Genomic DNA, 12,176 nt, shown 5'->3' with positions numbered 1-12,176 from the left:
TCACAGCACTGCCACCCGCGGAGGGCGCGGTGCTTGTGGCCCGGGGCCCCCGTGGTGACACTTGCGGGACGACGACGGAAGGGTCAGCCCGTGACGAGCCCCCAGCACATCACCCACTGGATCGCCGGCCGCCCCTGGACCGGCACCGCGGAGCGGCGCGGCGACGTCTACGACCCCGCGACCGGCGAGGTCGGCGGGCAGGTCGACTTCGCCGACTCGGGCGTCGTCGACCAGGCGGTCGGCGCCGCGCTCGACGCCTTCGGCCAGTGGCGGCACGCCTCGGTCGCCAAGCGCACCACGGTGCTCTTCGCCTTCCGCGAACTGCTCAACGCCCGCCGCGAGGACCTGGCCGCGATCATCGTCTCCGAGCACGGCAAGGTGCACTCCGACGCCCTCGGCGAGATCGCCCGCGGCCTGGAGGTCGTCGAATACGCCTGCGGCATCCCGCACCTGCTCAAGGGCGGCTTCACCGAGCAGGCCTCCAGCGGCATCGACGTCTACTCGCTGCGCCAGCCGCTCGGCCCTGTCGCGGTGATCTCGCCGTTCAACTTCCCCGCGATGGTCCCGATGTGGTTCTTCCCGCTCGCCATCGCCGCCGGCAACACCGTGGTCGTCAAACCGTCGGAGAAGGACCCCTCCGCGGCGAACTTCCTTGCCGCCCTGTGGCGCGAGGCCGGGCTGCCCGACGGCGTCTTCAACGTCGTCCACGGCGACAAGCCAGCCGTCGACCGGCTCCTCGAGCACCCCGACATCAAGGCGGTGTCCTTCGTCGGCTCGACCCCGATCGCCCGCTACGTCTACGAGACCGCGACGCGGCACGGCAAACGCGTCCAGGCGCTCGGCGGCGCCAAGAACCACATGCTCGTCCTGCCCGACGCCGACCTGGACCTGGCCGCGGACGCCGCCGTCAACGCCGGTTTCGGCGCCGCGGGGGAGCGCTGCATGGCCGTGTCGGTGCTGGTCGCCGTGGACCCGGTCGGCGACGACCTGGTCGAGCGGATCAAGCAGCGCATCGCCCGCCTCACCGTGGGCCCCGGCAGCGCCCCCGACTCCCAGATGGGCCCGCTGGTCACCGGCGTCCACCGCGACAAGGTCAGCTCCTACCTGGACTCGGGCGTCACCGACGGCGCCGAACTGGCCGTCGACGGCCGCAAGCACCCGCTGTCCGACGACGCGGCAGGCAGCGGCTTCTGGCTCGGCCCGACGCTCTTCGACCGGGTCAGGCCCGGCATGTCCGTCTACGACGACGAGATTTTCGGCCCGGTGCTCTCCGTGGTGCGCGTCCCGTCCTACGACGACGGCCTGGCCCTGATCAACGCCAACCCCTACGGCAACGGCACCGCGCTGTTCACCAACGACGGCGGCGCCGCCCGCCGCTTCCAGCACGAGGTCGAAGTCGGCATGGTCGGCATCAACGTGCCCATCCCGGTGCCGGTCGCCTACTACTCCTTCGGCGGCTGGAAGTCCTCGCTGTTCGGCGACACGCACGCCTACGGCGAGGACGGCGTGAGGTTCTTCACCCGCGGCAAGGCCGTCACCCAGCGCTGGCTCGACCCCTCACACGGCGGTATCAACCTCGGCTTCCCCACCAACAGCTGACCCGGCACCGGCGGCGGGGGGACGCCGTCCCGCGACCACGCGCTCCAGCACCCCCGCCGCCGCCACCACCGACAGCAGCGCCCCGGCCAGGCACCAGCTGGCCAGCACGTCCAGCGGCCAGTGGTAGCCGTGCCACACCAGGGCCGCGCCCACCGCGGCGGCCAGCAGCACCGCCGCCGCGGCCAGCACCGCGCGCACCGCCGCCCACCGCACGAAGGGCAGCACCAGCAGCGCCGCCGCACCGATCGCGACCGCCGAGGTCGCGGTGTGCCCCGAGGGGAAGAAGCCCGCGTAGCCGTTCGGCCCCAGATGCACCTTGCCGGGCGCCGGCCTGGCCACCGCCGACTTCACCCCGCCCACCACCAGCGGCAGCACCGCCATGGCCAGGGCGGCCGTCAGCGGCGGCAGCCACCACAGCGGCCGCCTCGCGGCCCTGCCCCGCAGCGCCGCGAAGACCACCGCGGCCAGCAGCAGCGGCACCGCGACCTGCACATTGCCCACGTCGGACAGCACCTGGGCCGGGTCGCGCAGCGCCGGATGCGCCGCCGAGGCGCGCTGGAACCAGCCGAGCACCGACCAGTCCCGGTCCACCAGAGGACCGCCGTCAGAGACCTGCCGGGTGAGCACGACGAAAAGGGCGACACCGGCGGCGAAGACCGCACCCAGCGCGCTGAGCGGCCGGGCAGCAGAACGCCGCCCCGGAACAGGGGGGACAGTTCCGGGGCGGCCATGTCGATCGCCGCGCCGCCCGTCCCGGGGGGTGTGGGACGAACGGCCGATCGATCGGCGAGGTGTACCGGGGCCACCATCGGACCCGGTGGTTGCGTGCGCGAGGGCACTGCCGTGCCGGTGATGGGGAATCACCGGCCCGTTGTCACTCGATGCCGACTCCGACAGAGCCGACCGCGAGCGGGGTGTTCCGGTGAAACCGTACGTCACCCCGGAGGCCGCGAGGCGTCCACTCACCCCTCCGCCATCAGGCCCCCACACGTTCTTCACGAGCCCCCGCCTCCTGCCGTCGGTCACACTCCGGCGAAGGCCTCCTCGATGATGTCGAGGCCCTCGTTCAACAGATCCTCCCCGATGACCAGCGGCGGCAGAAACCGAAGCACGTTGCCATACGTCCCACAGGTGAGCACCACAAGGCCGTTTGCATGACACGCCTTGGCCACCGCGGACGTCAGCGCCGCGTCCGGCTCCTTGGTGCCGGGCCGCACCAGCTCCACCGCGATCATCGCGCCGCGCCCGCGGACCTCGCCGATCGCCGGGTACTTCTCCTGCAGCGCACGCAGCCGCGGCGTCATGACCTCGCCGATCCGCCGCGCCCGCGCGGCCAGGTCCAGCTCCTTCATCGTCTCGATCGCGCCCAGCGCCGCCGCGCAGGCCACCGGGTTGCCGCCGTAGGTGCCGCCCAGGCCGCCCGTGTGGGCCGCGTCCATGATCTCGGCCCGACCGGTGACCGCCGCCAGCGGCAGCCCGCCCGCGAGCGCCTTGGCGGTGGTGATCAGGTCGGGCACCACACCCTCGTCCTCGCACGCGAACCACTGCCCGGTCCGGCAGAAGCCGGTCTGGATCTCGTCGGCGACGAAGACGATCCCGTTGTCCCTGGCGAACTGCGCCATCCGCGGCAGGAAGCCCTTCGCCGGCTCGATGAAGCCGCCCTCGCCCGAGATCGGCTCGATCACGATCGCCGCGACGTGCTCCGCGCCGATCTGCTTGGTGATGATGTCGATCGCCTGCGCCGCGGCCTCCTCCGCCGCGTGCTCGGGACCGGTCAGCCAGCGGTAGCCGTACGCCAGCGGCACCCGGTAGACCTCGGGCGCGAAGGGGCCGAAGCCCTCCTTGTACGGCATGTTCTTCGCCGTCAGCGCCATCGTCAGATTGGTGCGGCCGTGGTAGCCGTGGTCGAAGACCACCACCGCCGGGCGCTTGGTGTAGGAGCGGGCGATCTTCACCGCGTTCTCCACCGCCTCGGCGCCGGAATTGAACAGCGCGGACTTCTTCGCGTGGTCGCCGGGCGTGAGCGCGTTGAGCTGCTCGGCGACCTCCACGTAGCCCTCGTAGGGCGTGATCATGAAGCAGGTGTGGGTGAAGTCGGCCAGCTGCGCGGTGGCCCGGCGGACCACCGCCGGCGCGCTGTTCCCCACCGACGTCACCGCGATGCCCGACCCGAAGTCGATCAGCCGGTTCCCGTCCACGTCCTCGACGATCCCGCCGCCGGCCCGCGTGACATACACCGGCAGCGTCACCCCCACCCCGTCCGCGACCGCCGCCGACTTCCTGGCCGACAACTCCTGCGACTTCGGCCCCGGCACGGCGGTGACCAGCCTGCGCTCCTGCGGCAATTCGCTCATGACGGGCATTCTCCTCGAATTCCTCGACCCAGCTCCATCCGGACCTTCCCCGAGGCTAGGCCGCCCCAACCACCCCCCGCATACGCCGATCGGTCGCACTGACCGGCACCTCTTCGCCGGATCGGCCAGTGCCGACGCCCCGGGCGCACTGGGCCCCCCGGCCCGGCCGGGGCGGGCGTCCGGCCAAGATCCTTTCTTTGGGTGTAGCGGCTCGACTACATTGTGCGCATCGGCGGCGACGAGGGGCAGACGCGCCATGGATGCCATGGATCACGAGGGCACGCAGAGCTACGGCCACGGGCGTGCGGGCACCGGCCCGCCCACCCCCTCGGCCGCACCGCCCCAACCCACCAGCCCCGTACCCCGGCCCACCGCGCCGCCGCCGATGCCTGCCAAGGCGCCGCCCGCGTCGGCCCTGGAAATCTGGCTGCGCACCCCCCGTGCGGCCGACGCGCCCGGCATCTACGGCTTCGGGCACACCCCGCGCCCCAAGCCCGACCCGAACCGCCTGTCGGGCCGCCACCTGCTCGGGCTCGCCGCACTGACCGGGCTGTCCGCGATATTCCTCTGGTCGCTCTTCTTCAACGGCGGCGACCTCGCCTACCAGCTGGTCATCGACATCCTGCGGATCTTCCTGCCCGACAGCTGGACACACACCCTCTTCTTCGAGACCGTCTTCGGCTACTCCGGATACGCCGTGGTGCTCTTCCTGCTGGGGCTCATGCTCGGACGCAAAGGCCAGTGGCTGGAGGTCTGGCGCCGATACGGCGAGCCCGCGATGCGCAAGCTCGTGGACGCCCCGGAACCGGGAGCCGCGCCCGCGGACCCCGACGAGGACCCGGTCGTCTGGCCCGAGCTGCGGGCGGCCCAGCGGCACGCGCTCGCCGACCGGCTCACCACCGAGGTGCGCACCGGCCGGATGAACGACGTCGACTACGCCCGGATCCGCAGTGCGTGGCGCAACGCGGTGACCGACCCCGGCCGGCTCGACGCCTTCACCGACGGGGTGCTGCGCGACGGCGGCGCGGCCTGCGGCCACCCGTCCGGCGCCCGTGACCTGCCGCACCGCGGCGCCCCGCATGACCTGGTGGCCCGCCAGGTGCGGATCGGCCGCGGCACCGAGGACGACCGCAACCCCTACCAGCACCGAGGGTCCGGCATCGCGCTCGACCCGACGCTGCTGGGCACCGGGCTCGTGGTGGTCGGCCCCTCGGGATCCGGCAAGACCCGCCAGGTGGTGCGGCCCGTCGCCGAATCGCTGTGCCTTCAGGCGCTGGCGGGGCAGGCCGCGGTGGTGGCGGTCGGCTCCGCGGGCTCCTACCTCGGGCCCTCCGACGCCTACGACGTCGTGATCGCACTCGCCGACCCGGCGTCCCGCTACGACCTGGACCTCTACGGAACCGACGATCCGGAGGTGGCGGCGGGAACGCTCGCGGAAGCGTTGCTCGACGCCCACAGCGGGGCCGCCGACACCCGCCGGGCGACGAGCGCCCTGCGGCAGATCCTCGGCCCCTTCCGCACCGCACGGGGCCGTTTCCCCGCGGTCCCCGAGCTGCGCGAACTGCTCGACGGCACCCCGCACGCCTTCGCCGCACTGCGGGACGCGCTCGACGCGGCCGGCGCCCCCGGGCTGGCCAGGGAGCTGGACGCCCGCGAACGGCAGACGGGCCAGCGCGGCGACATCGGCCCGCTGCTCGCCGACCGGATCGCCCTGCTCGACCGGCCGGCCTTCGCCGGCTTCTTCGACGTCACAGGCCGCACCCGCCCGTTCTCGATGCGGGCGCTCGAACACCCGGTGCGGGTCCGCGTCGACCTGCCCGAGCACGGACACATCGAGGCGTCCAGGATCCTGGTGCGCCTGCTGCTTGCGCAGTTCACGGCCGCCGTCACCGCGCGGCGCGACCGGACGCTCTTCGCCTGCCTGGTCCTGGACGACGCGGCCCACACCGTCACCGCCGAGTCGGTCGGCGGGCTGGCCCGGCTGCGCTCGGCGAACGCCGGGGTCGTCATGACCCTGCGGACGCTCGACGAGGTGCCCGACGACCTGCGCACCGCGCTGCTCGGCGCGATGGGCTGCCGGATGGCGATGTCCGGGGTGACCACCTGGGACGGCAAGCGCTTCGCGGAGGCGTGGGGGACCACCTGGGTGGAGACCAGGGACGTCACCCGTACCCCCGACCAGTCCGGCGGCCTTCCGCGGCGGCTCAGCCGCGGGGTGCGGAAGCTCTTCACCGGTGAGGCGGTCACCACCGAGTCGGTCACCGTCCGCGAGGTCGAGCGGGAGCGGTGGTCCGCTTCGGATCTGGCCCATGCCGTGCCCGCCGGGCATGCGGTGGTGTCGTTGACGGCGACGACGGGGGAGCACGCGCCGCCGATCCTGGTGGATCTGCGGGGGTGAGGGGGGCGGGCTGTACGGTGCGGCACAATTGGAGGGGGCGACCACTCCCGGTCGGCCAAAATCCAGCGATTGCCGGTATCTGGTCCGTATGCCGCTCACCCTCGCCTCCCTCGTGCAGCACTCGGCGCTCAAGCTGACCGTCCTCGCCGGCAAGGACCGGCTGGATCCGGAGGTCCGCTGGGTGCACACCAGCGAACTGGACGATCCGGGCCCGTATCTGGAGGGCGGCGAGCTGCTGCTGACCACCGGGCTCAAGCTGGAGGTCGGCGACGCGGAGGCGATGCGCGGCTATGTGCGGCGGCTGACCGCCGCGAAGGTCGTCGGGCTGGGCTTCGGCGTCGGGGTCGGGCACGACACGGTGCCCGAGGCCCTGGTGGCGGCCGCCGAGCGGGGCGGGCTGCCGCTGGTCGAGGTGCCGCGCAGGACACCCTTCATCGCGATCAGCAAGACCGTTTCCGCCGCGCTCGCCGCCGAGCGCTACAAGGCGGTGACCGCGGGTTTCGACGCCCAGCGCGAGCTGACCCGGGCGGCGCTCGCCCCTGACGGCACGGCCGCGCTGCTGGCCCGGCTCGCCGCCCACCTCGACGGCTGGGCGGCGCTCTACGACGCCTCGGGCGCCGTGGTGGCCGCCGCGCCCGACTGGGCGGGCCGCCGCGCCGCCCGGCTGACGGGCGAGATCGACCGGCTGCGGGAGATCCAGGGGCCGGCCGGCGCCGCCGTCGCGGGGCCCGCGGGCAGCGAGGACCGGGTCGAGATCCAGTCGCTGGGCACCGGGCGCCGCCCGCGCGGCTATCTCGCGGTCGGCACCGAGGAGCGCCTCGACACTTCGGCGCGCTATGTGGTGCACGCCGCCGTCGCCCTGCTGACGCTGTCGCTGGAGCAGTCCCGCACCCTCCAGGACGCGCACACCCGGCTGGCCGCCGCCCTGCTGCGGATGCTGCTCGCCGGCGAGGCCGGCCATGCCCGCAGTGTCGCGGGCGCGCTCTACCGCAGCCTGCTCGACCACCCGGTGCGGGTGCTGATCGCCGAGCCCAGCGACGCCCAGCGCGGCCCGGAGGCGCTGTCCCGGCTGGCCGAGCGGGTGGACTCGGCCGCCGCCCGCTCCGGCGACCCGCTGCTGGTGATCCAGGAGGACGCCCGGCTGATCGTGCTGGCCGCGCAGGACGCCACCGCGCTGGCGGCGGCGGCCGACCTGGCCGAGGCCGAGGACGCGCTGGCCGCGGGGCTGTCGGCGGCGGTGCCGCCCGAGGAGGTGCCCGAGGCGAACCGGCAGGCCGAGCGGGCGCTGGCGGTCGCGGTCCGCAGGGGCCGCAACCTGGTCGAGCACGGCGAGGTCGGCGCCGGGTCGGTGGTGCCGCTGCTCGCCGACGACGCCGTACGGGCCTTCGCCGAGGGCCTGCTGCGGCCGCTGCGCGAGCACGACGCCACCTCGCGCGGCGACCTGGTCGCCTCGCTGCACGCCTGGCTGTCCCACCACGGCCAGTGGGACGCGGCGGCGGCCGACCTCGGGGTGCACCGGCACACGCTGCGCTACCGGATGCGGCGGGTCGAGGAGATCCTCGGCCGCTCCCTGGACGACCCCGACGTGCGCATGGAGCTGTGGCTGGCCCTCAAGACCGAGGCCGAGGCCGGCGCCTGAGCCTCGCGGTGAAGGCCCTCGCGGTGACGCCTACGGCGCCGGTGGCGCCCCCGTGCCGCCGGGCGGCGGGGTGGCGGCCCGGCGGGCGGCGAGGTCCCAGGACATCCGCACGGTCAGGCCCGCCTCGGTGCCGGCCTCCGCGATGACGCCGAGCAGCTGGCCGGACTTCACGGCGAGCTTGAGGCCGAACTCCACCTCGAAGGAGTCGGGGGAGCCGGCGGCGCCGCCCTCGGTGATGGTCTGCGCGGCCCAGCGGCCGACGCTGCGCACGGTGTCGCGCACGCCTTCCAGGGTCAGGGTGACGGCGGAGCCCATGGACGCGGCCCGGGAGCGTACGCCGACGTCGTCGTAGCCCTCCGAGTCGTCGGGGTGCTGGAAGGGCACCTCGCCCACGATCTCCGCCTCCACCGTCGAGCCGTCGTCCAGTGCGATCGTGACCGTCTGCGCCATCCGCCCGTCCCTCCCCGTGCCGGGGCGCCAGGATAGGGCCGCCGGGCGCCCGGCGGGGCGGCTTCCGGACCACCGGGCCCATCCGGCCCATGGCGGCGGCGCTGGCCATTGCGTAGCGCGCGGGCCGACGCCTGCTCCGCCGTGGACAACTCGGCAGGGTGCCGCCCGTGCCTACCGTGGCAGGGAGCGACACCCGCGACAGACCCGCGACAGATGGGCGGAAGAACCGTGACGACCGCAGCCCCGTACGCGTTCTGGCTGGCCGGCCGGCAGGCCGCCGGCACGGACTCCTTCGACGTGACCAGCCCCTGGGACGGCGCCCTGGTCGGCCGGGTGAGCGTGCCGGACGAGGCGCAGGTCGAGGCGGCCGTCGCGGCGGCGGCCGCGGCGCAGGCGGAATTCTCCGCGACGCCCGCGCATGTGCGGGCCGCCGCGCTGGACCACGTCTCGAAGCGGCTGGCCGAGCGCGCCGAGGAGATAGCCCGGCTCATCACCGCGGAGAACGGCAAGCCGCTGAAATGGTCGCGGGGCGAGGTCGGCCGGGCGGTGTCGGTTTTCCGCTGGGCCGCCGAGGAGGCCCGCCGCTTCAACTCCGGCGAGGCTCAGCGCCTCGACACCGACCCGGGCGGGGTCGGACGGCTCGCGCTGACCCGGCGCTTCGGGCGCGGCCCGATACTGGGCATCGCGCCCTTCAACTTCCCGCTGAACCTGGTGGCGCACAAGGTCGCCCCGGCCCTCGCGGTCGGTGTGCCGATCATCCTCAAGCCCGCGCCCGCGACCCCGCTGTCCGCGTTGCTGCTCGGCGAGATCCTGGCCGGGGCCGAGGGCCTGCCGGCCGGCGCGTGGAGCGTCCTGCCGGTGCCCAACGACCGGATGCCGGCGCTGGTGCAGGACCCGCGGCTGCCGGTGATCTCCTTCACCGGCTCCGACACCGTGGGCCACGCCATCGCGGACTCGGTGCCGCGCAAGCACGTCACCCTGGAGTTGGGCGGCAACGCGGCGGCCGTGGTGCTCGCCGACTGGTCCTCGGACGCCGACCTGGACTGGGCGGCGAGCCGGATCGTGACCTTCGCCAACTACCAGGGCGGCCAGTCCTGCATCTCGGTGCAGCGGGTCATCGCCGACGCGGCGGTCTACGACGCCCTGGCCGAGCGCGTCGTCGCGGCGGTCCGCGCGCAGGCCACCGGCGACCCGGCCGACGAGGCCACCGACGTCGGCCCGCTGGTGAACGAGGCCGCGGCCGTACGCGTGGAGCAGTGGGTGGACGACGCCGTCGCCAAGGGCGCCAAGCTGCTGGCCGGCGGCGCCCGCGACGGGGCCTCCTACGCGCCCACCGTGCTGGCCGACCTGCCGGCCGACGCGGTGCTCGCCACCGAGGAGGCCTTCGGGCCCGTCCTGTCACTGCAACGGGTCAACGGCGCCGCGGAAGCCTTCGCGGCCGTCAACGACTCCCGCTTCGGCCTGCAGGCCGGCGTCTTCACCCACGACCTGCAGCTCGCTTTCCGCGCCCACCGCGACCTGGAGGTGGGCGGTGTCATCATCGGCGACGCCCCCTCCTACCGGGCCGACCAGATGCCCTACGGCGGCGTCAAGGACTCCGGCTCGGGGCGCGAGGGTGTGAAGTACGCGATGGAGGACTACACCTACGAGAGGGTGCTGGTGCTCACCGGCCTCGACCTGTGAGAGGCGGTCGCAGACCGCCGCGAGGGGCCCGGCGCTGACGGCTCGTCTGGTGGGGTCGCCGGAATTCGGGTAGTACGGACAAGTAGCACCGGTCGGTAACCGGCTACCCGGAGGTGACGCAACCGTGTCCGCACCCGCTGCAACACGCAAGGTCTCTGAACGCGAAGCACGCCAGGTGGCTGAGGCCGCCCGCGAGCGGGACTGGCACAGGCCGAGCTTCGCGAAGGAGCTCTTCCTCGGCCGATTCCGGCTGGACCTGATCCACCCGTATCCGATGCCGACGCCCGAGGCGGCGGCCAGGGGCGAGGAATTCCTCGCCCGGCTGCGGGACTTCTGCGAGACCTCCATCGACGGCGCCAGGATCGACCGGGAAGCGCGCATCCCGGACGAGACGATCCGGGGCCTGAAGGAGCTCGGCGCCCTCGGGATGAAGATCGACACCGCCTACGGCGGCCTCGGCCTCACCCAGGTGTACTACAACAAGGCGCTCGCCATGGTCGGCACCGCGAGCCCCGCGATCGGCGCGCTGCTGTCCGCGCACCAGTCGATCGGCGTACCGCAGCCGGTGAAGATGTTCGGCACCAAGGAGCAGAAGGAGGAGTTCCTGCCGCGCTGCGCGCGCAGCGACATCAGCGCCTTCCTGCTGACCGAGCCCGACGTCGGCTCCGACCCCGCCAGGCTCGCCACCGCGGCGGTCCCCGACGGCGACGACTACGTGCTGGACGGCGTGAAGCTGTGGACCACCAACGGCGTCGTCGCCGACCTGCTGGTCGTGATGGCCCGGGTGCCCGCCTCCGAGGGCCACAAGGGCGGCATCACCGCCTTCGTGGTGGAGGCCGCCTCCGAGGGCATCACCGTCGAGAACCGCAACGCCTTCATGGGCCTGCGCGGCCTGGAGAACGGCGTCACCCGCTTCCACCAGGTGCGGGTGCCGGCCGCGAACCGCATCGGCCCCGAGGGCGCCGGCCTCAAGATCGCCCTGACCACGCTCAACACCGGCCGGCTCTCGCTGCCCGCCGGCTGCGTCGGCGCCGCCAAGTGGTGCCTGAAGATCGCGCGGGAGTGGTCCGCGGCCCGCGAGCAGTGGGGCAAGCCGATCGCCCAGCACGAGGCCGTCGGCTCCAAGATCGCGTACATCGCGGCGACCACCTTCGCCCTGGAGGCGGTGCTCGACCTGTCCTCGCAGATGGCCGACGAGGAGCGCAACGACATCAGGATCGAGGCGGCGCTCGCCAAGCTCTACGGCTCGGAGGCCGCCTGCCGGATCGCCGACGAGCTGGTGCAGATCCGCGGCGGCCGCGGCTTCGAGACCGCCGACTCGCTGGCCGCCCGCGGCGAGCGGGCCGTACCCGCCGAGCAGCTGCTGCGCGACCTGCGGATCAACCGGATCTTCGAGGGCTCCACCGAGATCATGCACCTGCTGATCGCCCGGGAGGCCGTCGACGCCCACCTGTCGGTGGCTGGCGACCTCATCGACCCGGACGCCTCCCTCGGCGACAAGGCCAGGGCCGGAGCCAAGGCCGGCGGCTTCTATGCCAAGTGGCTGCCCAAACTCGTCGCGGGACCCGGGCAGCTGCCGAGTTCGTATGCCGAGTTCGACGGCCTCGCCACCCACCTGCGGTATGTGGAGCGCAGCGCGCGCAAGCTCGCCCGCTGCACCTTCTACGCCATGTCGCGCTGGCAGGGCCGGATGGAGACCAAGCAGAACTTCCTCGCGCGCGTCGTCGACATCGGCGCCGAGCTGTTCGCGATGAGCGCCGCCTGCGTCAGGGCACAGCACCTCGGGTCCAGCGGCGACCACGGCCCGCAGGCGCGGCAGCTCGCCGACACCTTCTGCCGGCAGGCGCGGGTGCGCACCGACGAGCTCTTCGCCCGGCTGTGGACCAACACCGACAGCGCCGACCGCTCACTGACCAAGGCGGTGATGGGCGGCAGCGCCGAATGGCTCGAGGCGGGCATCATCGACCCCAGCAGGGAGGGCCCCTGGATCGCCGAGGCCGAGCCCGGCCCGTCGCAGACCGCCGACGTGCACCGGCCCGTGCACTGAGGCACA

The 12,176-nt window shown here is 73.7% G+C and carries 8 protein-coding genes; 5 read left to right on the top strand and 3 right to left on the bottom strand.

All coding sequences use genetic code 11. The features are described 5' to 3' along the window. Positions 1–90: 90 nt before the first annotated feature. Positions 91–1,599, top strand: a complete 1,509-nt coding sequence (locus OG900_11280) for a CoA-acylating methylmalonate-semialdehyde dehydrogenase (protein ID WUH90621.1) — start codon at positions 91–93, stop codon at positions 1,597–1,599. Here the strand turns inward: OG900_11280 and OG900_11275 are convergent. Together OG900_11275 and gabT are read right to left on the bottom strand one after the other, a co-directional pair. Further along, positions 1,558–2,226, bottom strand: coding sequence for a phosphatase PAP2 family protein (locus OG900_11275; GenBank protein ID WUH90620.1), 669 nt, complete (start codon positions 2,224–2,226; stop codon positions 1,558–1,560). The genes OG900_11280 and OG900_11275 overlap by 42 nt on opposite strands. Positions 2,227–2,621: 395 nt before the next feature. After that, positions 2,622–3,953, bottom strand: coding sequence for a 4-aminobutyrate--2-oxoglutarate transaminase (gene gabT, locus OG900_11270; GenBank protein WUH90619.1), 1,332 nt, complete (start codon positions 3,951–3,953; stop codon positions 2,622–2,624). Positions 3,954–4,218: 265 nt separating this feature from the next. Here gabT and OG900_11265 point away from each other — a divergent pair, with 265 nt between their 5' ends. Both OG900_11265 and OG900_11260 read left to right on the top strand, forming a co-directional pair. Further along, the gene (locus OG900_11265) at positions 4,219–6,351 is read left to right on the top strand and encodes an ATP-binding protein (protein WUH95707.1); all 2,133 of its coding nucleotides are present in this window, start codon (positions 4,219–4,221) and stop codon (positions 6,349–6,351) included. Between the two features lie 88 nt (positions 6,352–6,439). Continuing rightward, a complete protein-coding gene (locus tag OG900_11260; GenBank protein WUH90618.1) occupies positions 6,440–7,990 on the top strand; it encodes a PucR family transcriptional regulator in 1,551 nt (516 codons plus the stop codon). Positions 7,991–8,020: 30 nt separating this feature from the next. On the opposite strand, the gene OG900_11255 is transcribed toward OG900_11260, so the two are convergent. Next, positions 8,021–8,440 carry a hypothetical protein gene (locus OG900_11255; protein WUH90617.1) on the bottom strand — a complete coding sequence of 140 codons (420 nt, stop codon included), beginning with the start codon at positions 8,438–8,440 and terminating at the stop codon, positions 8,021–8,023. 228 nt (positions 8,441–8,668) lie between these two features. Here OG900_11255 and OG900_11250 point away from each other — a divergent pair, with 228 nt between their 5' ends. Further along, positions 8,669–10,123, top strand: coding sequence for an aldehyde dehydrogenase family protein (locus OG900_11250; protein ID WUH90616.1), 1,455 nt, complete (start codon positions 8,669–8,671; stop codon positions 10,121–10,123). Positions 10,124–10,247: 124 nt separating this feature from the next. Continuing rightward, the gene (locus tag OG900_11245; protein WUH90615.1) at positions 10,248–12,170 is read left to right on the top strand and encodes an acyl-CoA dehydrogenase family protein; all 1,923 of its coding nucleotides are present in this window, start codon (positions 10,248–10,250) and stop codon (positions 12,168–12,170) included. Positions 12,171–12,176: the final 6 nt, after the last annotated feature.

It is taken from the genome of Streptomyces sp. NBC_00433, from assembly GCA_036015235.1.
Classification (GTDB): Bacteria; Actinomycetota; Actinomycetes; order Streptomycetales; family Streptomycetaceae; genus Actinacidiphila.
Note: the sequence above shows the minus strand (reverse complement) of the source record. Positions and strands in the feature narration are given on the sequence as shown.